This window comes from Pectinatus frisingensis, from assembly GCF_014076555.1.
In the GTDB taxonomy this organism is placed as follows: domain Bacteria; phylum Bacillota; class Negativicutes; order Selenomonadales; family Selenomonadaceae; genus Pectinatus; species Pectinatus frisingensis.
Genome location: NZ_CP045424.1, coordinates 1,599,192 through 1,623,530, shown reverse-complemented (window position 1 = coordinate 1,623,530; position 24,339 = coordinate 1,599,192). Strand labels below are relative to the sequence as shown.

Here is a 24,339-nt window from a genome sequence, read left to right as displayed (position 1 = left end):
GCAGCTTTTTTTAAAATATCAAGAAGGGTGATATCAGTGATTACAGCTATTTTCCCGGCTGCCGGTAAAGGCAGGCGAATGGGAACCCCATTTAATAAGGTTTTTGCGTCTTTATCCGATAAACCAGTCTTATTGCATACATTGTTGAGCTTTTCACGCTGTGCATTTATAGATGATTTTGTCGTAGTCGTTGCACCGCAGGAGGTAACTATGGTGAGTAAACTGTTAAATACCATTCCTGAAATTAAACCATGTAAAGTAGTGGCCGGAGGCATTGAAAGACAATATTCCGTGTACAATGGTCTTATGGCTGTATCAAAGGATTCGGATATGGTGCTTATCCATGATGCTGCACGGCCGCTTATTAGTGTAAAGGTTATAAATGCTGTCATTGATGAGGTAAAACAATCGGAAGCCGCTGTCGCTGCTGTACCGGTTACTAATACAATAAAGGTAATTGATGAAAATAATTTAGTGGTACGGACACCGGATCGCAGTAATTTATGGATGATGCAGACACCGCAGGGATTTAAAAAAGAATTGCTTTTAAGGGCTTATGAACAGGCACGGCAGGATAATTTTCTCGGTACGGATGATGCAAGTTTGATTGAACATATTGGTCACCCTGTAAAAATAGTAATGGGTGATTATAAGAATATAAAAATAACGTCACCGGGTGATCTGGTATACGCTGAGGCTATGCTGGGCAAAAAGGCGGTTGATAGGGTTAAAGCAGATCTTTCAATTACGGTGACGAATGCAGTTGAACTCATGAAAACGAAAATATTAGGAAAAAGGTTGTGAATTGATGCGTATAGGCATGGGGTATGATGTACATTTATTGACAGAAAATCGTAAGCTTATAATCGGCGGGGTTGATATTCCCTTTACGAAGGGACTTTTGGGACATTCTGATGCCGATGTACTGCTGCATGCCATTGCTGATGCTTTATTGGGGGCAGCAGGATTGGGGGATATAGGACGCCATTTCCCTGATAATGATGTTCAATATAAAAATATTTCCAGTATGATACTGTTACAAAAGACGAGAGATTTATTGAGAAACAAAAATTATACTGTAATTAATATTGATGCTACAATTATTGCACAGATGCCTAAAATGGCACCTTATATCGAAATAATGCGCAGTAATGTTGCAAAAGTTTTATCATTGGATAAAGAATATATAAATATTAAAGCGACTACAGAAGAAGGTTTGGGTTTTACAGGAGCCGGTCAGGGAATAGCAGCAAATGCCATTACCCTTATTGAGAAATGTGAAAATCATTGTTAAATAAGCATATTTCTGTTAAAATATACCGTATAAGTATTATTTGGAGGTAGTAAATACATGTCTGAACAAATCAGAGTTCGTTTCGCTCCGAGTCCAACAGGTCCATTTCATATCGGTGGTGCACGCAGTGCACTTTTTAATTGGCTGCTTGCCAGAAAATATCCTGAAGGTAAATTCGTACTGCGTATTGAGGATACTGATAGAGTGAGGTCCAGTAAGGAGTCGGAAGAAAATATTAAAGAATCTCTGAAATGGCTCGGTCTTACTTGGGATGAAGGTGTTGACGCCGGCGGTGACTATGGCCCTTATCATCAAATGGAACGGCTTGATATTTATAGACAATATGCACAAAAATTGCTTGATGAAGGTAAAGCATATTATTGTTACTGTACGGAGGCTGAAATTGCCAAAGAACGTGAAACTTTGATGAAAGCTAATAAAATGCCGATATATCAAGGACATTGCCGTAATCTTACAGATGAACAAATAGAAAAATATAAAGCTGAAGGGCGCAAGCCGACCATTCGTTTCCGTACACCGGAAAATAAAACAGTTGAATTTGATGATATGGTACGCGGTCATATGCAGTTTGATTCCAATGGTGTTGGTGATTTTGTAATAATGAAAGCAGATGGCATACCGGTATATAATTTTGCTGTGGTTGTTGATGATGCTTTGATGAAAATTTCTCATGTAGTACGGGCTGAAGAACATCTTTCCAATACACCACGGCAAGTTGTCCTTTATCATGCTTTGGGGTTTAAGGTACCAATGTTTGCCCATATCTCACTTATTTTGGGAAAGGATCATTCTAAAATGAGTAAACGTCATGGCGCAACGTCGGTGGAACAATATAAAAAATTGGGATATTTGCCTGAAGCGATTGTTAATTTTTTGGCATTGCTGGGGTGGGCACCACAAAGTGAACAAGAAATATTCTCTATTGATGAATTAGTTAAAGAATTTTCTATGGAACATGTTGCAAAAAATCCGGCAGTGTTTGATATTGATAAATTAAATTGGCTTAATGCTCAGTATATGAAAAAACTTTCATCAGAAAAGATAACCATGATGGCAATACCGCATCTTGTGGAGAAAGGTTATCTCACTGGGGCACTGGCAACTGAAGAAATGGCGAGATTAGTTCGTTTTACAGAAATTATTCGCGATCATTTAAGCTATGGGGCACAATATCTGGATTTTGCCGATTTATATTTTAATGATGAAATCACTATTGATAATTCTGATGCAAAAGTGGTTGTGACTGATGAAACGGCATTACCGGTACTTGACTTGTTTAAACAAAAACTGTCTGCTGTTGACATCTTTGATGCTGCTCATATTCAGCCGATATTTAAACAAATAACCAAGGAACTTAAAGTTAGTGGGAAAAAAGTGTACATGCCGGTACGAGTGGCACTCACAGGACAAATGCATGGACCGGATTTGGCAGGTATTATTGAAGTCGTCGGTTATGACCGGATAATGAAACGTCTGGAAAAAGCAATGTCTGTGATAAAGACATTATAATGATGATAAAAAAACGATAAGCATAAACGGCCTTTTTCTTGGGAGATTATTATGAAATTGCTACATATGTTAAAAAAAGATATTCGTGTAATTTTTGAGCGGGATCCGGCTGCTAAAAGTGTGTTGGAGGTTTTGCTTTGCTATCAGGGATTACACGCTATTTGGATGTACCGTATTGCCCATTGGTTTTTTGTACGCGGCTTTGTTGTACTGCCGCGTGCTATATCGAACTTTGCCCGTTTTCTTACTGGTATTGAAATTCATCCTGGAGCTAAAATCGGTCCGGGCTTATTTATTGATCATGGCAGTGGCACTGTAATAGGCGAAACCGCTGAAATAGGTCGTAATGTGACTTTATATCAAGGAGTCACGTTGGGCGGGACCGGCAAAGAAAAGGGGAAACGTCATCCTACTATCGGTAATAATGTGGTGGTCTCCTCTGGAGCAAAAATATTAGGGTCTTTTTCTGTAGGAGATCATGCTAAAATTGGTTCCGGCTCAGTAGTTCTTAAAGAAGTGCCGGCTTATGCCACTGTCGTGGGAATTCCAGGCCGTGTGGTAATGATGAAGGGAAAACGTGTCAGCTCTACTGCCGATGGAAAGATAAAGAATCCTAATATATCTGATGCATTTAAAAAAGAACTAACGGAAGAACTTGATGTTGATTTGGCACATGATAAATTACCTGATCCTATACTTGATATGATGAAGGAACTTGTAAAAAAAGTTGATGGACTTGAAACTAAAGTAACAAATTTAGAAAAGGAACTGGATGCGAAAAAAAATGTTAAAAGTATATAATACCTTAACAAGAACAAAAGAAGAATTTAAACCAGTAGTACCTGGGCATGTCAGTATTTATGTATGCGGCGTTACTCCTTATAACGAACCACATATTGGCAATGCGCGGCCTTTTGTCACCTGGGATGTGATAAAACGCTTTTTACGTAAACTGGGTTATAAAGTGAAACACGTCCAGAATTTCACGGATATTGATGATAAAATAATTCGTACCGCCAATGAGCAGCGTGTCGGATGGAAAGATATTTCTGATAAGTATATAGCAGCATACTTTGCCGTCATGGATAAATTAGGTGTGGGGCGTGCTGACATATATCCGCGGGTATCGGAAAACATGGCGGATATTATAAAAATGGTATCAGGGCTTATCAAGGAAGGGTTTGCCTATGAACTTGATGGTGATGTCTATTTCAGTGTGGAAAAATTTCATGGATATGGTAAGTTAAGCGGGCGTAAACTTGATGATATGCAGGCCGGTGCGCGTATTGAGGTAGATGATCGTAAACATCATCCAATGGATTTTGCCTTGTGGAAAAGTGCCAAAGCTGGTGAACCATACTGGGAAAGTCCGTGGGGAAAAGGGCGTCCTGGCTGGCATATAGAATGTTCTACTATGTCACTGAAATATCTGGGGAAAACCTTTGATTTTCATGGTGGTGGCAGTGATCTTATATTTCCGCATCATGAAAATGAAATTGCTCAATCGCAGGCCTATTGCTGTGATGATCATTCTTTTGCCCGTTATTGGCTGCATAATGGATTTATTACTATAAATCAGGAAAAGATGAGCAAATCGCTGAATAACTTTTTTACAGTAAAAGATATTTTGGCAAAATATCCTGCTGAAGTATTACGATATTTTCTTGTAGCTACACATTATCGCAGTCCTCTGGATTTTAGTGATGAACGTTTAAAAGAGGCTGAAGCCGGGTTAGCCCGCTTAAAAAATGCACAGGATAATCTTAATGATTTATGTAACACGGCAAAAGATGGTGATGGCAGCACTGTACAATTAGTTCAATTTGCCCAAGATGCGAAAAAGGGATTTTATGATGCAATGGAAGATGATTTTAATACAGCACTTGCTTTAGCAAATATGTTTGATTTAGCTAAAAAAATAAATATCTATTATCAAACTATTACTGCCGGTGATACTGCTGCTGATAAAGACGATATTGAAAAGGTTGTTGCAGTATATCGGGAGATGACAGATATTCTTGGTATTTTGCAGGCGGATAAACAAGAAAAGAATGATGATAAAATTGTCAATGCATTGATGGATTTGATTATTGCGGTTAGGGAAGATGCTCGCCATAATAAAGATTGGGCAACATCGGATAAGATACGTGATGATTTGAAAACAATAGGTATAATTATTGAAGATTCCCCAACGGGAGCCAGGTGGAAGCGGTAATGCAGTTCGCTCATTATCGATATTTATGTGAACATATGTTTGAGCTAAATACAGCAGGTGTTGTAAAACAGCATTATGGTAAAATTGAAGTTGAAAAATTATCACCATTAATACTAGCATATATCGGAGATGCTTATTTTCATCTGTTTGTACGTACCCGGATGCTTTTTTTTGAACAAAATAAAGTTCGGGTTCTCAATGATTTTAGTGCCAAAATTGTGTCGGCAGTGTATCAGGCTGAAGCGTATCGGCAAATTGAAAAACAATTGACTGAAAGTGAAAAAAAATTATTTCACCGGGCTTATAGTGCAAAATCACATGCGCCGCGTGCAGCCAGTGTAGCTGATTATCATACCAGTACAGGTTTTGAGGCAGTCTTGGGATATTTATATCTGACTGGCAATAAAATACGCTTGCAGGAAATATGTGAAAAATCGTTTCAAACGATAATTAAAACTATTCATAACGAACATACTGATAATTGATAGAAATAATATAATTAAATAGTTATTTAGCAGAGTAAGTGACTGTGCGTAAAGTGCCAGATGAACGGGGAGTTGTCATTTGGACGAAAAGTGATATAGCTTGCGGTACAGTCACTGCATCCCGCTGCTGCATAAAAAGAAACATCTTGATATGTAGCAACGCGCTAAACATGTGGAGGTGTTTTTTTGTACCATTTTTCAGTACGCACAATTATTTTAAGTGGTATTTTTTTGGCTCTAATAATTATTTTTACGCATGTACTTGCGATACAGACGCCATTTATCAGGATTGGTTTCGGATTTTTACCATTAGCCATCTATGCAGCTGCTTATGGCCCTTTAGCGGGCAGCATTCTGGGAGCAGTGTCAGATATTTTAGGTTGTATACTTTTTACACCAGGACTTTATTTTCCTGGATTTACTATTAGTAGCTTTTGCAGTGGGGCGATTTATGGTTTTTGTTTTTATAATAAATCAATTACTATTAAACGAGCTGCTGTTGCATTTACAGTAAGCTTTGTTATTGTAGATATGTTGCTTAATACTATCTGGCTTAGTATTTTATATCAAAAAGCCGTATTTGCCTTTGCATTCAGTCGCTTCATAAAGGGAATTATTTTTATGCCGATCAATATTTTTCTATTTTATACTATTTATAAAACATTAGATAAGACAATAAAAAAATACCGTAATTTAAATTGATATTATCAATCCCCATAAGCTGGATTTGGAGTCTGGATTATGGGGAAGTTCAATTATCATATTGCGGTATTTTGAATAATATTTTTCAATAAGGTTTAAGATGATTATTTATGATATTAAATTTACGAAAACAATCCTATGCCTACGAAATAAGCCACAATAACACCGATCGGTCCGCCCAATTGACGTGACATCAATATTGCTGGCACCCCGATATCAACAGTTTCCGGTTTTGCTTCCATCAGACTTAAACCAACCGGCATAAAGTCGCAGCCTACTTGTGAATCTATTGCAAATAGTGCCGGCAGGGCAAACTCTGGTGAAATAGCTCCGGCACCAATCTGTGTACCAATTAAAACACCAATTACCTGAGCAATAACAGCGCCCGGGCCTAAAACTGGTGACAGGAACGGCAGCGAACAAATAACGGATATGATAAACAATCCAGGCAGTGAACCGGCATATGGTGATAAATGCACGGCAATAAAATCACCTAACCCAGAACCCATTATTAAACCTACGATCATACTTACGAAAGCCATAAACGGTAAAATAGTTTTTACAACCATGTCTATGGTATCACGGCCGGCTTGGAAGAATATCTGGATAACTCCTCCGGCGGCTTTGCCGAACCGCATTAAAATATTTCCCTTTTCTCTTTTGCCGGCGGGTGCGCTTTTAGCTGCCGGTTGTACGGTCTCTGCTGCCGGTACAGCTGTATTTATGCTTGCTGCGCCGTCGGCTGAAGCTGCACTTATACCATTGACTTTTACATCAGAAACATATATTGATTCATTAATAAATGATGCCAGCGGACCGGATTTACCAACCGGTGTGAGGTTCACCGTCGGAATACCTTTCTTAGGATAGATACCACAGCGCAGCGTTCCACCGCAGTCGACAATTGCGACAGCTATTTCTTCATCCGAAACACCGTGGCTAAACCCATCTACCAATTCAGCGCCGAGTAATTGGGCTATCTTTTCCGCAACTTCCGGTTTCTCACCGCCGGTTATATAAACTACTTTATTGCGTTTTCCTGACAATTTAATTGTCAGCGGTCCGCCAAACCCATTAGGTCCTTTTTCTATTCTAACTGCATCAGCCATGTTTTATTCTCCTTTATCGCTCAATTTTAAAGTTCGATGCCTTTTTTCTTCATCATGTAAAGCGTAATTTTCTCCGTGATGATACCACGAATCAACATTACGAGCACACCAGCCAGAAAATAACGTACGGCCATTTCACTGGTAGGCAGTCCCAGTTGAGCGATACCATTAGCAATACCAAGCCACACAAATAGTTCAGCTGGATTAGCATTAGGAAACAGTCCGGTTATTGGATGGGCGAAGGAAATACATGAATCCATAAATGCCGGTTTGTATTTTTCCGGCAGGAAGCGTCCCATTGTATATGCCATAGGATTTCCTAAAAAGAACATTGAAATTACATTAAATACGGTATAACGCAAAATTACATTTTTGCTTGTCAGCTGTGCCAACTTACTGATTCTTTCCTGTCCCATAATATGAATAAATGCATTGATGGCAGTAATTAATGCTATCAATGTCGGCAACATTCCTGTTACCATACCGACAAAACTTTTACCTCCCTCTTGAAATAAACCGATAAATCCTGCTGCCAGAACTCCCAGCTCCTGCATAATTCCCATCTTATTTCCTCCTTAATATAATAAATAATATTTTATAAATAACTGAAGTTTGTAAGATTTCCTGGATTAAATTCTGCTAATATTTATAGTACAAAAGATATAAATTATTTGAATTTTTTGCAATTTTAATTTATTTATATAGAGTTACCGCACGAATAGCATTGACTTTATAAATGTGCAACCTGTTAGGCTATATGATTTTCTATTTCGCATGTTTATAAATGAAAATGCATAAGTGTGGCAACCCCATATCAATATTAATAAGTTTTTATAGGCCAGTTCTTCAATAGATAATCTTCTGCTTCCGCATTCCAAAGATTATTATATTTTTGACAAATTTCTGCGAGTTTTGCGAAAAAAGGATTATCTTTTCCCTTTTCAGCGAAACTATCTATTGCGGTTAGTTCCATTTTTATCTGTGGATAGGATAATTTTTTTCCACCGGGAAGGTGAGGCAGGTTTATTGTTGTATCTATAATATCGTTTATACCACAGATATGAGTTACCATAACTGCCGGATTGATGCGTTTTTGTTCAGAAAGGGACAGGGATTCAAGCATATCTGAAGTATATCCGCCAGAAGTTCCCATCATATGAGCTGAGTTATAATGAATATTATAGAAATTTATGTTTGCACTCAGATTTGTATTAATAGGGCCGGAGAAAAAATTCAGACAACCGTCGTAACTTAAAAGTTTATCTGCCTGTTCGATGATTTCAGCTATCGGTGCCAGCACAAATATATCATCAAATCCATGACCATCAGTCAGCGAACGCAAAAAAGTGATGGGGTCATTATGGGCTGCTGTATTGATAAAATATAATTTAATACCTTTTTTTGCAGCTGATTTTATCGGAAATATTTGTGAAGCGCGTTCTAATCTTTGAGCATTTATATCTGTGACAACAAGTATTTTGGGACATACATCGCTGTGTAGGGCGTAGTCTATGGCACCCATACCCATGGGACCGGCTCCTGCCAGAATTGCCAAAGTACCATTCTTTTTTGTGCCCATTACATGTTTATATTCTCCTGCAGTGTTATGATAAGCTGCATGGAAAGCACCTATAATACAACTCATTGGCTCTGATAAAGATGCTTCATAATAAGCCGTCCCTTTATATGATAGGAGACTATTCGCATATATAACCTCAGATGGTATGACTGCATATGTGCAGGCTCCGCCGCAATTTTCATAACAGTAACCTACAGTGTAATTTTGTCCTTTATACGTAAGGGCCGGTTGTAAAGAAAATTTATCTCCTACGCAGTATTTATGCTGCCATTTACTACCTACTTCAACAATGTCTCCAGCTGTTTCGTGTCCTACTATAACGGGATGCTTGTCAATTCCTTCAGGAACACGCTTGTGCTCTGAACCTTGTTTTGATTCCTTGTATGTTGACATGCAGATACTGTCAGAGATAACTTTTACAAGAATCTCATCGTCTTTTATTTCCGGCAGGGAAAATTTTTCTAATCTTAAATCATTTTTTCCATACATTCTTACCGCAGTAGTAATCATTTTAATTTCTCCTCATATACAAAGCTTTGCAGATATGTATCATTGACTTGCAAAACTTATTATGTTATGTGTTTTTCTAAAAAACTAATATCTGTAAAATGTTTCAAATGGCTGCTTTCCCTTTTGAACCGAATAAATTTATACGGTCTTGGACAATTTTGCTTATTGCGGCAGTCATTGGGGCAAACATCTTATCTGGAAGAGGATCAGGTCTTTGATTGTCAGCTGATGCAATAGTGATTCCCTTTTTTAAAGCAATTCGTAAATCTGAATAAATATTTATTTTGGTTATACCATTGTTTATAGCTTCTTTTAATTCTGCTTCTGGTGTACCTGAGCCACCATGTAAAACCAATGGTACTTTGCTGATTGCAGATATTTCTTTTAACCGTTCAATATTTAGTTTAGGTTCTGAAACATATATACCATGTGCTGTACCTATTGAAACCGCTAATGCATCAATATTTGTTTCATTGACAAATGTTTCCACTTCCTGAGGTTCAGTGAGTTGTACAGCATGATCATCATCGCAGCCTGACAATTCTTTTCCTGCTACGTGACCCAATTCAGCTTCTACTGTAGCGTTATATTTTTGAGCCATTTTAACTACTTGTTGAGTGTTTTTGACGTTTTGGTCGAATGGTAATGCTGAACCATCGTACATAACAGAGGTAAAACCATTTTTCAAGGCACGCTCAATTATTGCAAAATTTGTTGCATGGTCAAGATGCAGTACAATAGGAACATTATAAGTGGGGGCAACGGCCTTTATGAGACCGGCTATATAATCCATGCCACGCTCTTTAAGATCATATTCAAGCGCCATTAGTATTATCGGTGAGTCCATATTAACAGCTGAATCTAAAATGGTTTTAACAAAAATATCTGATACACAATCAAATGCCGCAACAGCATATTTATCTTTGGCGGCTTTTTTTAAAATTTTATTCATATTTACCAACATAGATGGTACCTCCTCATTAGGGCAGTAGTAGAATAGTAATAAAAAAAGGTACCAAAGCACAGAAAAACTTCTGCACTATGATACCGAATTCAATACACAATTCAATATAAAAATATTTTGTTATGGAAATGAAAAGTCACCCGGGTAACTTCTTATTTCTGTTACAGTATAAAAGTTATTTTTTCATTTGTCAATAATAAATATGAAAATACTGAATAAATAAATTATTATAATACTATATTAATATAGATTAAATTACAGTTTGTTAAAAGGATTGTTCCATAAATTTTGCCGGCTTGTCATGATACCGTCAAATCCATTATCATATAATTTGTGTATTAGTTCCACATCGGTAATAAAGCCGCTGGCAATAATTTTCCCTGAATATTGTTTTTTAATTTTTTCTATATTACTGAGTGCACAAACTGCGGGTTTCACTTCAATCATATTTGGTTTAATATTAGCTATTAGTTTGAGTGTGGATTCCAACGCCAATGAATCTATTAAGGGTACTTTAAGAATTGTTTCTATTCCTGCAGCCTTGGCTTTTCCTGCATAAATTTGATTACTTTCAATGACGGCATCTACTTTATACATGTTTTTTAACATCTCAAAAGCAATAGTATCATTACCAAGGCCGCCGACCAATTCATGATTGACAATTACATGTTTGCCGGCACCGTGACACAGCACAGTGAGCTCTTTTAGATTGCCGATGTGTGTAATAGTACTTAAAAGAATGGTGTTTTCAGAAATTGACAGGGCCTTTTTGAGATCTTTCATGTTACGTACGGAAGGAATGATAGAAAAAGTTCTTTTCATTTAATACAATCCTTTCACTTGATATATAATAATTGCTGTTTAATATGTTTTCACATTGGTAAAAATCATTTGTATTATATATAATCATAAGTATAATTGTCAATTACAGAATCAAAATTAAAAAAGCATCAAGACGTTTAGCCCTGATGTTTTATGTGTTGTGTTTTATTAAATTATCATCGTCATCCCTTTGGCATACATGAAAATTATTTTCTGGTCAATGGCAGAGATGTCCTTCTGACGCTTCTTGACAACCTGTGGCTTGAATGAGGATTGCCGATCCTGAGGAACGTCAATCTGAAAGCTGCCATAACTGCTGTTCATTTGCTTTGGTTTATAACCGTTGCGGGCGTTCTCGCTGTCGGAGCGTTCCGATTTGCTATAGCCCAGGTGTTCATCCATTTCAGACTCCATCATCTCCTTGATGGTGCCGCCAGCAGATCCTTCAGGGCATCTTCGATGTCATTTGGTTTCTCGATGTTATACTCTTGGAAGAGCCGCTGGATAATAGCCCGCTTCCCATCGGTCATTTCAACCTTGTGAATCTCTTTCCGATGTTTTGCCATGATAAAAAGGCCTCCTATGATTAGATTGTACCATAGAAGACCTTATGACTTCGAGTGGAAGTTTGTTTACAGAGATTTTTTCATAGGCTCTTTTTTGCCGCAATTGTCTTTGTCCCGATTCATCATGATGAAATTCAACTACCCTGGACTTCAGTCCAGGGTAGTTGAATCTTATATTTTATTAAACATTTTTCTAGATAACTTAAACAAACATATCATACTGGACATTTTTTCATAACCTTGTAGCAAATATATTCTGCATTTCAGCTTGTTCCACTCTAGCATTAATAGCATCTACATCAGTAAGGTATAGACCCTTTTCCTTCATACGATCAAAGTAGACAGAGACCGCGAAAGTATAGACCTTTCCCCTCCCGTCAGGAGTTTTAACCTGTTCATTCACGTAAGCAATGATATCTCCGATGGCTAATGATTCAGGAATTATCACTAGTTTCATACCTAATACCTTACGGACAGCATTGGTTCCCGCTAAACCACCGGTAACGATTGCTTCTACATGACCTACCATTGGGCCTACCTTTTCCCCAGCACAAAAAAGGTTATCCACTCCTTCGACATGCAAGGTATTATCTCGCGGCGACATAGCCAAATAACGAATGGAATTTCCAATGCCACCAGCATAGGGATCTTCAAAGCGGGCATTTTCCATACCGGGAATCTGCCTCAGCATGCTCAGCGGGTAGTATGGCATTGTCAATTTAGCCTGATCGGTATCTAGTAAAATGATATTATCAGCAAATCCCGATGCAAGGTGCAACAACCCTTGCTTGACAAAATTTTGATGGTTCTGCCTTAATTTCTCAGGAATCGGAATCATGACCACACCAATTTCATTCAGCTTATTGCGTATCTCTTTACTAAGCGATTCCTTGAATATCTTGCAGGAGCCACTCATAGTACCGACCTGACTATCATGCTTAACGCAATACTCCTGAACTCCGGCCTTGGCAGCCAGGCTGATCCGCACTCCAAAGCTGTGACACCGCAGAACACACATAGCACAACCGTTGCCGTATTTATGGCAGTTGCCATACGGTCCTGTGCTACCGGTGGCATCTATGAATACATCCCCTATAATTCGATTGCCTTTATCTGTGACTACTGCAACGATTTTGCCTCCATCCATTTCCACATCTTTGACACGACTCTGGAGTTGGACCTGTATTCCCTTGTTTTCCAGCATCGTTTTAATTATTGGCTCGATTTTGATTCCGCTATAAAGGGTCACACGCTCATGGCCCGGGAAATTAATATTCTTATGTGTAGCAGCCTGATTGATTGCACTAAAAATATCGCCCAACCCCATAGCGATAGCCTCTTTTACCGCAGTCCAACGTCCATTGGTAATTACGACCCCACCAACTAAACCTGTCCCCAAAAGCATATCGGTTCTTTCTATGATAATCACTTCAGCTCCAGCCTGAGAAGCAGCCACAGCTGCACTGATTCCTGCCCATCCACCGCCAACAATTACGACTTTCGCCTTTTTTTCTTCTCTTGGTATGCTTTCGTTTAATTTCATTTTTAAACCTCCAGTGTCAAATTCATGTTCACCTACAAAACTTATATCAATTTCCAATAAGAAATTATCAAAACCAAATTCGAAACTTTTTATCAACAAATTTTCAATTCCGAGAAAATCTTCAAAGCAAGACGTAAAGGTACTTTACATATAAATCAAAAAAAACTAACCACCAACCTTATCACTAAAAATATCGAGTTCATTTTTTAAAGTTGTTAGGAATCTTTTTAAAAAATCAATCTTTTCTCCGGATTCACCATCCAATATTCCGGCCAACATCTGATCAAAACTTTCATGAAATTTAAAATGGTTTATATATGCAATTTCACCTAAAGGCGTTAATTTTGATAAAAATTTAGTCTGATTAGTTACATCCTTTTCTTTTATAATTAACCCTTTTTTCTCAAGCCTAATTATTATCTGAGATACCGCTGCTTTAGACACTCCTAAAATTTCAGCTAATCCTGTTATATGAATCCCTTCATTTTCTTTTATTGCTTTAATCATATGAATCTCTGAATAAAATAATGGTCGATCCGTTCCATAATAACGAGTTTTTTTATCAATTTCAGAAAACTTCTTAATAATTTTAAAAAGCAAATAACTTATTTCCGTATTTTTTGCATCATTTAAATTCATCATATTTCACATTGTAAAGTATGTTTACGTTTTTGTCAACATAGTTTTGATGTTGTACAATAAAAATTGGCACCTTATTCTCAAGGATTGTGATATATAATTGATAGAGAATAGGAGAAATAAGATGGCAAAACGAATTATAAAAACTTATGACCAAGAATTTAAATCACAGGCTGTAAAATTAGCTCAGGAGATTGGTGGACACAAAGCCGCAACGGAACTGGGGCTTCCTGATAGTACTATCTATACATGGGTTAAAGCCTTCAAAGAAGGTAGGTTGGAGGCAAAAGACGCTGTTCATACTCCTTCCAATGCCTTATCTCTTAACGAGGAACTTATTGAACTTAAAAAGCGTGTTAAAGAACTGGACAAAGAGAATCACCATCTTAAAGAAGTGAATGAATTTCTTGAGGAAGCAAGCGCTTTTTTCGCCGCCAGCCGTCGGAAGTCAACAAAAAACAGAGATTGATATTTATTGCAGTAAAAACTGAAGACGGCACTATTAAAGGTAAAATTTCATTCTATTGTAAAAGCCTATGCGTAACCAGACAGGGATTTCACAATTATCTTAAATATAAAGATAAGCCTTGGAAATATCAGTCTCTTGCAGATGCTATGTTAGATATCTGTACTGAAGATGAATGCAATGATACTTACGGACGAATCAGAATGCATCAAGCTTTAGAGCTAAAAAACCTGCTGGTATTGAGATTCCGAGTGAACGGACTGTATACCGTGTTATGGAAGAAATCGGTATTAGCCATAGACCAAAAAGAAGACCTAATGGAATCACAAAAGCTGATAAAGAAGCCAGAAAATCTGATGACTTAATTAAACGTGATTTCTATTCTGATAAACCGTTAAGCAAGTGCGTAACAGATATGACTGAAATAAAGTGTCTGGATGGAAAACTGTATGTATCCGCAGTTTTTGACTGCTTCGATTCTGCAGTACTGGGATTAGCAATGGATACAAATATGAAAGCCACGTTATGTGAACAAACAATAATTAATACATATAAAGCATATCCAGAAATTCGGGGCTGTATCCTGCATAGTGATAGGGGAACACAGGTGCGACAAGAAGTCGCGTAATATATTGCCGAAAGGCTGCCCCATCCATTCGGGGTAACCCTATTGTGACTAGCGTGAATGGTAACATTTGGGTTAGAAAGCTTACAAGACAATGTGGAAGTTCGAGTAGCCTAAAACTGGGGCAACTGCTAGGGTAAGAAAGCTACTGTAATTTTATTTTGCTCTATTTATATACTAGCACCAAATGCCCGTTGCGAAAGCATGTGGGCAAGATTAAAGGAAGAATTAATCTATAATCGATATAATGCTTCAAAAACAACTGTTGAACATATGAAAACAATTATATGGAGATATTTCATTAGTTACTGGAATAACCGAAGAATCTGCTCACCAATGGAGGATTACCTCCAATGATTAAGAGACAACAGTATTACCGCTCATTGAAGGATGCAGCGTAGATCCAATATCCTCGAGGAAAAAGTGTAAAGAGATATTGACAATATCAGTTTTAGTAAAGAATATTCTATTACTTTTGTGTATGATTCATATGTTATAGTTATTGACAAATTTAAAATAAACGAATTATGTTTGTCAATAGAATTAAGATATTAAAGGTTTTGAGTAAATAAACTGTTTATAATTAGAAATTAACAATGCATATAATACGCTGATTTCATTCAATAAGCGCATACGCTATATTGGTTTATTGCCTCTTTTTAGGTGTATACTATGAGGCACTCAATAAAATTAATTTTTATTTGAGTGGAAGTAAAACATATTGACTGATGTTTAGCCAATATATAAATAGTGACGTTACAAATATAGAAAAGGTAACGCGTATAAATCTATGGAGGATGAAACATATGGCATTAGTTCAAAAAGAAATCCAGAATAATATAGGTATTATTACTTTGGATAATCCTAAAAAGCTGAACGCTCTCAGTTCGGAAATGGTAAGTGATATAATTGAGGCGCTTGATGATTTTAGTGCGCAGAAATTACCTGTCGTGATTTTAAAAGCTGCGGTAGGAGCAAAAGTCTGGTCGGCGGGGCATGATGTTAAAGAATTACCGCGCAAAATGCGTGATCCTTTAAGCTATTATGACTCGTTAGAAAGGCTGCTCAGAGCCATAGAAAAATATCTCGGCCCTGTAATAGCTGTTGTACATGGCAGTGTGTGGGGTGGTGCATGTGATTTGACTATGACCTGTGATATGGTTATTGCTGATGATACTGCCAGCTTTGCAATGACTCCTGCTAAAATGGGTGTTCCTTACAATCTTACTGGTGTTCTGCATTTTATGAACAGACTGCCGCTTAACATTGCTAAGGAGATGTTTTTTACGGCATCACCATTACCTGCTAAAAGAGCTTTAGAAATTGGCATTATTAACCATTTGGTACCAGAGACAGAACTTTTCGATTTTGCACTGAATATAGCAAAAACGATAATGTCGCGTTCTCAATTGTCAGTTGAAGTTATTAAAGAACAATTTCGTATTTTATCTAAAGCTTTTCCAATCAGTCCGGCTGATTTTGAACGTGTGCAGGGACTTAGACGCAAAGTATATGATAGTCATGACTATGAAGAAGCGATTACTGCTTTCTTAGAAAAACGACCGCCTAAATTTAATGGTAAATAATAATTAGTCTCATCTGTTAAGTATGCCAAAACACTTCATTCAGCAAATGAAGTGTTTTGGCATTAAAAATTTTTAGAAACAAATTCGATAAATAATAGCCATCAGGCAAATGCAAAAACTGACAATTTTAATTTATTAATCAGATAAAAGAAAATTATATCAAGGGCAGTGTTAGATATAGATACGGTAAAAAAATTCAGCCGAGTAACGTTTGGCGCTATATTTGCTCTCGATTTGACAAAGCTAACAAAAGTTCATTTTTTTATTTGTTATTATATGATAAACTCTTCGGTCTTTATCTGGACTGCGTTGAACTAATTTTTGATTTTTAAGGACTTCAAAGCGCGGCTTATAGCAGATAGATCAATATTTAACCTTGTGCGGTAAATCCTTTAACGGTGCTGCCATTGCGCTTACATCATGCAGCTTTTCTGGTAAAAAAGAAATACAGAATGCCTGTAATGATCATAGCTGGATATGTTGCTCCAGTATAAGCCGTTACAAATTCAGTATTTCTTAGTAATAAGAACAATATAACGCCGGCAGCCCAAATGACAACTGCTCTTATATTAAACCCACCGGAAAACCAATATCTGCCATTTTTTTTATTAAGATCATCTGTAGATTGTTTTTTATTATGCAGCAAATAATAATCAGTTATTACAATAGCAAATATAGGACCAAATACCATGCCGATATAATCAAGGAACATTGTAAATGATTCTAGAAACGATCCTATATAAAGAGGAATCAACGTAATAAAAGCAGCAATAGCCGTCACTATCCACAAAGCAGGAAGGGCTTTTAGTTTTGGAATTACATTAGTCAATGATATACCTGATGCCATAAGATTTATCGCATTCGCCGTTGTACTTGTAATAATAATAACAAGAAAAGCTAGTACGCCAAGTCCCAGTTTGCTGACAATACCGCTTGGATCAGAATTATTTGGATCATATGCTCCAGTAGAGATTGCAACACCAATAGTTACGATACTGCCAATAAGTGTAAACCAAAACAATCCAATATTGGCTCCAAGCATCGGGACCCAAGTAGCAGCGGTTTTAGTTTTACAGTAGCGGGTAAATTCTGCAATAGCCGGAGTCCATCCAAGGCTGAATGCTGCCATTATATCTATTGCAGAACCAAATGGCAGTGCTTTATCTGCTGGTGGGCGCCAATTGATTATTTGATCTAATGATACCTGTTGAAAAACTACTACTGTTTCCCATATAACAAGTAAAATTATAAGGCCAACACCTATACGTTCAACTATTTTTACTGAACGGTGTCCAGAGGCGATCGATAAAAGATGCAGCACGCTCATTATACATATACCAATGAGCATTGTTGTATTTCCTCCCGGTTCACCAAACACCGGCATACCAAATAAATCTTTTAGAAGAAAGCTCACAGAAATAGAAGCAATAAATGTATTTACTGCTGTCCAGCCAATAAACTGTGTAGTATTAAGCAATGATGGTATTATACTCCCTTTAACGCCAAAAGTAATCCTTGTAAGTGCCATAGTTGATATGCCAATCTTATATCCTATATATCCGACTAAAGCCATAATTATATAAGCTATAGGGTTAGCTATCAGTGTCACATATAATGATGGTATAAAGCACAGAGCAGCAATAACACCACCGACATACCATGTTCCATTATTGGCGTTAGCTCCCACCCATGTCGCAAACATATCTAGTGCGTTGATGCTGCGTTCCCTTATTGGTACAGGCTCAATGGCATTATATTCTTTTCTCTCTTCAAAATTAATCGCACTTTCAAATGTATCATTCATTATTTTTCCTCCTAAAAAAAGAGCCATGAATAAAAATTCATGACCCCATTGTCAAAAAATTAAATTTGCTTCATTTTTACTTTTTGTGGTTCCCGTTCTAAAATAACTTTTCCTCGTCTTATTGAGTATAGCACCGGCGATAAATTCCGTATAGCATCAAATTCATTATCAGCATCAATAATGATTATATTAGCCGGCTTGCCTTTATCAATACCGTAATCATTTGTTATGTGCAATGCTTTAGCTGCATTATCAGTAACAAGATCAAATGAATTTATAATTTCTTGATATCCCATCATCTGGCAGGCATGTATACACATATCAACTTCTCGCAGAGGATTATCCGTGCCAAGCGGATACCATGGATCCATTATTGAATCCTGAGCCACAGAAGTATTTATCCCTGCCTCAAGTAGTTCCTTTACACGTGTTATACCGCGCCTTTTAGGGAATGTGTCAAAACGACCCTGCAGATGAATGTTTTCCGTAGGACATGATATGATATTTATTCCCGCTAAGTGAAGCAGCCTAAATAATTTATACGCATAAGGATTATTGTAGGAATGCATCGCAGTTGTATGGCTGGCAGATACCTTATCTCCCATCTCAAGTTTATAAGCCATCGCAGCAACTGTCTCTAAAAAATGTGACTGGGGATCATCTATTTCATCACAATGTATATCAATAAGCCTGTCATATTTTTGTGCAAGTTCAAATGCCTTATTAAGTGACTTTATCCCATATTCTCTGGTAAATTCATAATGAGGTATAGCGCCTACAGCATCAGCTCCAAGTTTTACCGCTTCTTCCAACAGCTTATCACCATCGGGATAAGAGCAAATACCTTCTTGTGGAAACGCAACCAACTGAAGGTTAATAATATCTTTAACTTCTTCTTTTACTTCAAGTAAAGCTTTTAATGCAGTCAGCTGGGGATCAGTAGTATCAACATGACTGCGAACAAATTGTATCCCTTGGGAAATCTGCAGTCGAATGGCCTTTTTTGCCCTATTTTTTACATCATCAATAGTTATCTGCTTTTTTCGCTCAGCCCATAGCTCGATACCTTCGAATAATGTACCGCTTTCGTTCCAATGCGGTTCACCCGCCGTAAACACAGCATCCAGATGTATATGCGGTTCTACATAAGGAGCTGTTGTAAGATGACCTGCAGCATCTATACAATCATTGTCATCAAACAACGCCTCTTGAGTTATCTTATGAATTTTACCATTTTTTATGCTGATATTCCAAAGCCCTTCTTTACGACGCAAGCGAGAATTTTTTATCAACACAAAATCACCCTCTTTCCATTTCTAAACTACCTTTTTAATTATAATATCATCTTCCATCTGCATCATCATACGAAACATACAACAAAATTAACTAGTTTTGTACGAAATAACCAAAATGCCTAAATTTTATATTACAAACTTACACACTTATGTTATACTTTGCATAATATAATTATTAATTAGTAATGGAGGATAAAATGCCTAATGGCTGTGAGATGTACAGATTTGCTGAAATTGGAAATATTTTGTCACCTAAAACTGCTCGGTGGTAAAGATGGCCTTGACAGGATAGTACGCTGCCCATATGTCACCTTGACAAAAACAATTGCCCAATGGGTGCATGGCGGTGAATTAATGTTTGTTTCTGTAAAAGATTTATCATGCAATGCTGCTCAATTATTACAGCTTTTTAACGAGGGGTACCAAAAAAATTTATCAGGAGTTGTGTTATTAGTAGAAACAGTAAAAAATCTGTTTTTAGATGATCTGATAACCGCTGCTGATTGTTTTTGCCTGCCTTTATTTCAAATGCCATATGAATTGCCATTGGTAGAGATTACAGAGGAAATCAGCAGTTTTATCATTCAAGATAAACTGCGTTTACAGTTTACCAATGAACTTATGATAGACATTTTTTCTGCACAAAAGAACGATCAACAGTCTTTAATATCAAAAGCAATGCTTTATCACTACGATATTAGCGGTGCTCACCGTATAGCGATAATTTCTATAAATAATCTTCAATCAATATTCCAAGAAAATAATTTTTTGCTAGTAAAAAAATCACTGATATATATGGAATCATTGCAGGGAATAGTTGATGCAATATGCAAAAAGAGAAATTGGAATGTCCCTGGATTTATAAACGGAAACATGCTTGTCCTTTTATTGCCAGCAACAGCACGTGCAGAAATAGAAAAAATGCTTATGGAAATATACGGATGCATCGAGGAAAATCTTGATAATCCGCGCATATTCATCAGTATAGGAAAAGAATATTCATCTTTATCACAAATGCGCCGCAGCCATTTAGAGGCTAAACGTGCTAATAGTTTTACTACTGGAGAAAATAAACATATAATTTTTTATGAAGATCTTGGTTTTTATAAAGTGTTATATGAGATTAATAATCAACAGATAATGACTAATTTTTCAGATGAAGTGCTTTTATCACTTAAAAGATATGATAAAGAAAACCATACTGTATTGATGCATACATTAATGATATATCTGTACGAAAATTGTAATCTGGTAAAAACAGCTAAAAAATTATATATTCATAGAAATTCATTAATATATAGGATAAAGAAAATAGAAGAAATAACTAAAGAATCATTAGATAACGAAAATGTATGTGAAAAATACCGCCAGGCATTATGGGTAGAAAAATTTTTAATATCAGTAAACCATAATAGTATTAATGAATAAGTAAAATATTCCAACCCAAATTTCGCTACTATTGAGTCGATTGAATTATCGACGATTAAGAAAAATTTGTAAAAAATAGTTTTTCCATATTGACAGCATGAATGATCTCCTATATATGGAGGGAAGAAAAATTATGGAAACAGAAGCTTTGATTGTGAGATATATAAACATATTGTCTGAATATATGCGACAGACTACAAGAGAGTATTATGAGCAAACGGAGTATTCAGCACTTTTCAATTTATCAATTACTCATCTTCATTACCTGCATGCTATACAGGAAATGGACGGTCCTACATTCAAACAGCTGGCAGAGAAATTTTCTGTACAAAAATCAACGGTTACAGAAAATATTAAAAGACTTATACAAAAGAATATTGTGTCGAGGCAGCAGTCCAAAAAAGACCTGCGAGTATACCATGTATACCTGACCCCTAAAGGCAATAATCTGTTATCTATTGAAAACATGGGTTATTTTGGATTTGCAAAAAAAATGACGCAATGTCTAGATAAAGATCAGAAAGAAAAATTCACAGAAATTTTAAAAACTATTACAGATAATCTTAGAAAATAAATACATATATAGATCGAGGAGGAATATTTATGAAGTTAAAAGCAATAGCAGGGGGACTATTGTCTTTGTTCTTGTTTTCAGGTATGGTATTTGCAGCAGAAGGAGGACAGTCACCTGACAAACAAACGGCATGGACTCTTACCAAGGGAACTGTTATTCCTGTAGAAGCTATTGAATCCGTTAGTTCAAAAAATTGTAGAAAAGGTCAGAAAGTATTTTTCAAGTTAAAAAGTGACGTAAAATCAGAAGGGGAAATTATTATTCCTGCAAATACGCTAGTGGAGGCAACAGTAATAAAAGTCAAAAGGACAGGACCGTGGGACAGTTCTGGTGAAGTTGATTTAGTTTTTTCCGAAATTAAAGCTAAAAACGGGCAATCTGTTCCAATAGATGGCAAGCTGGACGTAAAAGGGAAAAAACCTAATTTTTTTGTCAGATATTCATTATTAGGCGTATTAATTGCTGGTAGGAATGTTACTGTAGAAAAAGGAACTACAGTTGATTTAAAAGTAGCAGATGATGTTAGTTCTTTAAAGACAAAAGAAAATACAACTGAAGGTATCCAAGCAACAAAACAGTAAGTTAATAATCCAAATGTATGTTATGTTGACAATAACGGAAGAGAGTTATAAAAAGTGATACGATTTACTATCTTGGGAATAAGTATATTACTGGTTGTAGCAACAGCACTATCTATAGCAGATGGTTTTTTTCTTGACCAAAACTATTTAAAACCGTGGCAAAAGTCATATAGTGATCAATTCACTGATCCTAGGATTAAATTGGCAGCATGTGGACTGTTAGCAGCTAACGGTCATAATATGCAACCATGGAAGGTTAGTCTTGATAAAAACAAAAATGTTTTTTATTTATTTGCGGATAACCAGCGTTTATCCCAAGAGGTAGATACCAGCGCACAGCAGGTAATGATTACGCAAGGCACTTTCTTGGAATATGTTCGTGTTGGCGGTAATTTTATGGGATATAAAACGAATATCATTCTTTTTCCAGACGGAGAATACGATGAAGGGAACCTTACTAAAAGTATGCAGGATAAGCCAGTTGCCAAAATAACTTTATCATTATTTGGTTCTGGAACATGTACACCTTATGAATATATGTTCCAGCCTGATACTAACAGAGGCGCATATGAAAATCAGGAACTGACACCTGAGGAACTGCAGCAGTTTTTTGCTATAAATTCTAGCGGGACTGAGAAATTGGATATATTTCAAGATAGGAAAAATAAAAGAATTTTAGACAATTACGTACTTAAAGGAGCGGAGATCGAATCCGGGATTCATCGTATTAGTAAAGAATCGGCAGACATCTTTAGAAAAAATGAATATGAAAAGAATAAATACAGATATGGTTTTTCTGTGGAAGGGCAAGGAATAAGTGGGTTAAAAAAGTATTTTGTACAAGGAATGCTTACATTGTTTCCGTTTATAAACAGTGAAAAAATTTCCGCAGATATGTATATGAAAACTGTACAGGAAGAAGTAAATAACACACCGGCTTATGGTTTGATCATCACTACAGATAATAGCCGTACGGAACAGGTAAAAAGCGGCATGCTTTACAGCCGGCTGGTATTGGAAGCGCACGCATTGGGATTGGCGGTGCAACCGATGAGTCAGGTTATTGAGGAATATCCCGAAATGAAAGAACAACATGATAAGATCCACAGGGATTATGCACAGAACGGAGATACAATCCAGATGTTTTTCCGCATAGGAAGACCAGTTCAGGAATTTCCGCGAAGCATGAGAAGAGACGTTATGGAGTTGATAGAAAAATAGATGCATATTTTTAGCTATATGGCTTTAGACATGAACCGGTGAATACAAATAATTCTTTCGGTGGTGTTTATAGTGTTGACGCATCTCGTGTGATTCCCGCAGATGTGGGAAATCGTCTTTACTGCGGTAGTATATCTGATACAGGCAAAATGATTGATTTTTTATCAATCTATGTTATAATTGAGCATAGAAAAAGGATAGTTGATGCGTGGTTGCTCGACTTTCCTCACATAATTGTATGTTTGAAAAAAAGCCGGCTTATACGCGTGAGTCGGTTTATTTCATTTTAATGCATGAAATAATGGCTACTATAAGCAGCCCGAAGCTTATCATCAAAGATAAAGCTTGGAATGTACTCACAGCACCACCTCCTCCGGAGAGGAAAAACCGAAACATCAACTATCCCATGCGGATTATTATAGCATAATGCCTTTTTAACGTCTATCCATTTGGGTAGGCGTTTTTCTTGCCAAAATAAAACAAATTTTGCAAGATAAGGTTTCCGCTATATTGGACCGCTGCTATTGGAAAGCTCTTAAAAGCGCGCATTTAATACCTACCAATCCTATTTTAGAGATTGGCAGTAAAATTACTTTATATTATCGGCCGATAGCATTATGATAAAACTTTATTATCTCAATTAGAAACTCTCACCTTCTTTTTGGATGTTAGGATTATAACAAATATTATGATTACAACAATAAAAGTAAGCGCTGCAAATATCCACGAATTTCTAAGTCCTCCCATCAGAACAGATTGCGATTCGCTCGTAGTGTGTATAAAATTTGAGGCGAGTGCTGT

24 protein-coding genes, 1 pseudogene and 1 riboswitch are annotated in these 24,339 nt (G+C 36.7%); of the genes and pseudogenes, 14 read left to right on the top strand and 11 right to left on the bottom strand.

All coding sequences use genetic code 11. The features are described 5' to 3' along the window. The first annotated feature begins 36 nt into the window (after positions 1-36). From ispD to F8M42_RS07620, 7 genes are all read left to right on the top strand, one after another. A complete protein-coding gene (gene ispD / locus F8M42_RS07650; RefSeq protein ID WP_182185719.1) occupies positions 37-804 on the top strand; it encodes a 2-C-methyl-D-erythritol 4-phosphate cytidylyltransferase in 768 nt (255 codons plus the stop codon). Between the two features lies 1 nt (position 805). After that, on the top strand, positions 806-1,294 hold the full coding sequence (gene ispF / locus F8M42_RS07645) for a 2-C-methyl-D-erythritol 2,4-cyclodiphosphate synthase (protein WP_182185717.1): 489 nt from the start codon (positions 806-808) through the stop codon (positions 1,292-1,294). 57 nt (positions 1,295-1,351) lie between these two features. Continuing rightward, positions 1,352-2,824: a glutamate--tRNA ligase gene (gene gltX / locus F8M42_RS07640; protein ID WP_182185716.1), complete on the top strand. Its 1,473-nt coding sequence runs from the start codon at positions 1,352-1,354 to the stop codon at positions 2,822-2,824. A gap of 51 nt (positions 2,825-2,875) precedes the next feature. After that, entirely contained in the window at positions 2,876-3,625 is a 750-nt protein-coding gene (gene cysE / locus F8M42_RS07635) for a serine O-acetyltransferase (protein ID WP_407672845.1), read from the top strand. Then, positions 3,609-5,039, top strand: coding sequence for a cysteine--tRNA ligase (cysS, locus tag F8M42_RS07630; protein WP_182185714.1), 1,431 nt, complete (start codon positions 3,609-3,611; stop codon positions 5,037-5,039). Before cysE ends, cysS begins: the two co-directional genes overlap by 17 nt. After that, a complete protein-coding gene (locus tag F8M42_RS07625) occupies positions 5,039-5,524 on the top strand; it encodes a Mini-ribonuclease 3 (protein ID WP_182185713.1) in 486 nt (161 codons plus the stop codon). The genes cysS and F8M42_RS07625 overlap by 1 nt, the downstream gene beginning before the upstream one ends. 28 nt (positions 5,525-5,552) lie before the next feature. Continuing rightward, positions 5,553-5,653, top strand: a riboswitch (THF riboswitch). Between the two features lie 57 nt (positions 5,654-5,710). Continuing rightward, positions 5,711-6,226: a folate family ECF transporter S component gene (locus F8M42_RS07620; RefSeq protein ID WP_182185711.1), complete on the top strand. Its 516-nt coding sequence runs from the start codon at positions 5,711-5,713 to the stop codon at positions 6,224-6,226. Positions 6,227-6,348: 122 nt separating this feature from the next. Here F8M42_RS07620 and srlE read toward each other — a convergent pair whose 3' ends face one another. From srlE to F8M42_RS07580, 8 genes and pseudogenes are all read right to left on the bottom strand, one after another. After that, a complete protein-coding gene (srlE, locus tag F8M42_RS07615; RefSeq protein ID WP_182185709.1) occupies positions 6,349-7,335 on the bottom strand; it encodes a PTS glucitol/sorbitol transporter subunit IIB in 987 nt (328 codons plus the stop codon). Positions 7,336-7,361: 26 nt separating this feature from the next. After that, positions 7,362-7,889, bottom strand: coding sequence for a PTS glucitol/sorbitol transporter subunit IIC (gene srlA, locus F8M42_RS07610; protein WP_182188679.1), 528 nt, complete (start codon positions 7,887-7,889; stop codon positions 7,362-7,364). Positions 7,890-8,155: 266 nt separating this feature from the next. Then, on the bottom strand, positions 8,156-9,424 hold the full coding sequence (locus F8M42_RS07605) for a zinc-binding dehydrogenase (protein WP_182185708.1): 1,269 nt from the start codon (positions 9,422-9,424) through the stop codon (positions 8,156-8,158). 103 nt (positions 9,425-9,527) lie between these two features. After that, on the bottom strand, positions 9,528-10,388 hold the full coding sequence (locus tag F8M42_RS07600; RefSeq protein ID WP_182185706.1) for a class II fructose-bisphosphate aldolase: 861 nt from the start codon (positions 10,386-10,388) through the stop codon (positions 9,528-9,530). Positions 10,389-10,643: 255 nt separating this feature from the next. Continuing rightward, the gene (locus F8M42_RS07595) at positions 10,644-11,210 is read right to left on the bottom strand and encodes a glycerol-3-phosphate responsive antiterminator (RefSeq protein ID WP_182185704.1); all 567 of its coding nucleotides are present in this window, start codon (positions 11,208-11,210) and stop codon (positions 10,644-10,646) included. Positions 11,211-11,390: 180 nt separating this feature from the next. After that, a pseudogene (locus tag F8M42_RS13885) lies at positions 11,391-11,776 on the bottom strand (transposase); the annotation flags it as partial. A gap of 232 nt (positions 11,777-12,008) precedes the next feature. Beyond that, positions 12,009-13,415: an FAD-dependent oxidoreductase gene (locus F8M42_RS07585; RefSeq protein WP_229711299.1), complete on the bottom strand. Its 1,407-nt coding sequence runs from the start codon at positions 13,413-13,415 to the stop codon at positions 12,009-12,011. Between the two features lie 69 nt (positions 13,416-13,484). Further along, on the bottom strand, positions 13,485-13,961 hold the full coding sequence (locus F8M42_RS07580) for a MarR family winged helix-turn-helix transcriptional regulator (protein ID WP_182185702.1): 477 nt from the start codon (positions 13,959-13,961) through the stop codon (positions 13,485-13,487). A 121-nt stretch (positions 13,962-14,082) separates the two neighbouring features. Between F8M42_RS07580 and F8M42_RS07575 the strand changes: the two genes are divergently transcribed. The 3 genes from F8M42_RS07575 (at position 14,083) to scpB (ending at position 16,635) form a co-directional block, all read left to right on the top strand. After that, positions 14,083-14,427: a transposase gene (locus F8M42_RS07575; RefSeq protein ID WP_196595541.1), complete on the top strand. Its 345-nt coding sequence runs from the start codon at positions 14,083-14,085 to the stop codon at positions 14,425-14,427. Positions 14,428-14,698: 271 nt separating this feature from the next. Next, positions 14,699-15,052, top strand: coding sequence for a DDE-type integrase/transposase/recombinase (locus tag F8M42_RS13640; RefSeq protein WP_229711298.1), 354 nt, complete (start codon positions 14,699-14,701; stop codon positions 15,050-15,052). An 803-nt stretch (positions 15,053-15,855) separates the two neighbouring features. Next, positions 15,856-16,635: a methylmalonyl-CoA decarboxylase gene (gene scpB, locus F8M42_RS07565; protein ID WP_182185700.1), complete on the top strand. Its 780-nt coding sequence runs from the start codon at positions 15,856-15,858 to the stop codon at positions 16,633-16,635. Between the two features lie 418 nt (positions 16,636-17,053). On the opposite strand, the gene F8M42_RS07560 is transcribed toward scpB, so the two are convergent. Next, positions 17,054-18,439, bottom strand: coding sequence for a purine-cytosine permease family protein (locus F8M42_RS07560; protein WP_182185699.1), 1,386 nt, complete (start codon positions 18,437-18,439; stop codon positions 17,054-17,056). Positions 18,440-18,498: 59 nt separating this feature from the next. After that, positions 18,499-19,734, bottom strand: a complete 1,236-nt coding sequence (gene codA / locus F8M42_RS07555; protein ID WP_182185697.1) for a cytosine deaminase — start codon at positions 19,732-19,734, stop codon at positions 18,499-18,501. Between the two features lie 204 nt (positions 19,735-19,938). Between codA and F8M42_RS07550 the strand changes: the two genes are divergently transcribed. From F8M42_RS07550 to F8M42_RS07535, 4 genes are all read left to right on the top strand, one after another. After that, positions 19,939-21,162 carry a PucR family transcriptional regulator gene (locus tag F8M42_RS07550; RefSeq protein ID WP_182185695.1) on the top strand — a complete coding sequence of 408 codons (1,224 nt, stop codon included), beginning with the start codon at positions 19,939-19,941 and terminating at the stop codon, positions 21,160-21,162. A gap of 133 nt (positions 21,163-21,295) precedes the next feature. Beyond that, positions 21,296-21,736 (top strand): MarR family winged helix-turn-helix transcriptional regulator, encoded by a 441-nt coding sequence (locus tag F8M42_RS07545; RefSeq protein WP_182185693.1) that lies wholly within the window; start codon positions 21,296-21,298, stop codon positions 21,734-21,736. Positions 21,737-21,765: 29 nt separating this feature from the next. Then, positions 21,766-22,317: a hypothetical protein gene (locus F8M42_RS07540; protein WP_182185691.1), complete on the top strand. Its 552-nt coding sequence runs from the start codon at positions 21,766-21,768 to the stop codon at positions 22,315-22,317. 54 nt (positions 22,318-22,371) lie between these two features. After that, positions 22,372-23,538: a hypothetical protein gene (locus F8M42_RS07535; RefSeq protein ID WP_182185690.1), complete on the top strand. Its 1,167-nt coding sequence runs from the start codon at positions 22,372-22,374 to the stop codon at positions 23,536-23,538. 276 nt (positions 23,539-23,814) lie between these two features. Here the strand turns inward: F8M42_RS07535 and F8M42_RS13855 are convergent, their stop codons facing one another. Continuing rightward, positions 23,815-23,871 (bottom strand): hypothetical protein, encoded by a 57-nt coding sequence (locus tag F8M42_RS13855; RefSeq protein ID WP_407672874.1) that lies wholly within the window; start codon positions 23,869-23,871, stop codon positions 23,815-23,817. Between the last annotated feature and the right edge of the window lie 468 nt (positions 23,872-24,339).

Excerpts from the sequence above, each read along its gene's own strand:
- gltX (WP_182185716.1), top strand. The coding sequence starts at position 1,352 with ATGTCTGAACAAATCAGAGTTCGTTTCGCTCCGAGTCCAACAGGTCCA.
- cysE (WP_407672845.1), top strand. The coding sequence starts at position 2,876 with ATGAAATTGCTACATATGTTAAAAAAAGATATTCGTGTAATTTTTGAG.
- cysS (WP_182185714.1), top strand. The coding sequence starts at position 3,609 with ATGTTAAAAGTATATAATACCTTAACAAGAACAAAAGAAGAATTTAAA.
- F8M42_RS07625 (WP_182185713.1), top strand. The coding sequence starts at position 5,039 with ATGCAGTTCGCTCATTATCGATATTTATGTGAACATATGTTTGAGCTA.
- srlE (WP_182185709.1), bottom strand. The coding sequence starts at position 7,335 with ATGGCTGATGCAGTTAGAATAGAAAAAGGACCTAATGGGTTTGGCGGA.
- srlA (WP_182188679.1), bottom strand. The coding sequence starts at position 7,889 with ATGCAGGAGCTGGGAGTTCTGGCAGCAGGATTTATCGGTTTATTTCAA.
- F8M42_RS07605 (WP_182185708.1), bottom strand. The coding sequence starts at position 9,424 with ATGATTACTACTGCGGTAAGAATGTATGGAAAAAATGATTTAAGATTA.
- F8M42_RS07600 (WP_182185706.1), bottom strand. The coding sequence starts at position 10,388 with ATGTTGGTAAATATGAATAAAATTTTAAAAAAAGCCGCCAAAGATAAA.
- F8M42_RS07595 (WP_182185704.1), bottom strand. The coding sequence starts at position 11,210 with ATGAAAAGAACTTTTTCTATCATTCCTTCCGTACGTAACATGAAAGAT.
- F8M42_RS07580 (WP_182185702.1), bottom strand. The coding sequence starts at position 13,961 with ATGATGAATTTAAATGATGCAAAAAATACGGAAATAAGTTATTTGCTT.
- F8M42_RS07575 (WP_196595541.1), top strand. The coding sequence starts at position 14,083 with ATGGCAAAACGAATTATAAAAACTTATGACCAAGAATTTAAATCACAG.
- F8M42_RS13640 (WP_229711298.1), top strand. The coding sequence starts at position 14,699 with ATGGAAGAAATCGGTATTAGCCATAGACCAAAAAGAAGACCTAATGGA.
- scpB (WP_182185700.1), top strand. The coding sequence starts at position 15,856 with ATGGCATTAGTTCAAAAAGAAATCCAGAATAATATAGGTATTATTACT.
- F8M42_RS07560 (WP_182185699.1), bottom strand. The coding sequence starts at position 18,439 with ATGAATGATACATTTGAAAGTGCGATTAATTTTGAAGAGAGAAAAGAA.
- F8M42_RS07550 (WP_182185695.1), top strand. The coding sequence starts at position 19,939 with ATGGCTGTGAGATGTACAGATTTGCTGAAATTGGAAATATTTTGTCAC.
- F8M42_RS07545 (WP_182185693.1), top strand. The coding sequence starts at position 21,296 with ATGGAAACAGAAGCTTTGATTGTGAGATATATAAACATATTGTCTGAA.
- F8M42_RS07540 (WP_182185691.1), top strand. The coding sequence starts at position 21,766 with ATGAAGTTAAAAGCAATAGCAGGGGGACTATTGTCTTTGTTCTTGTTT.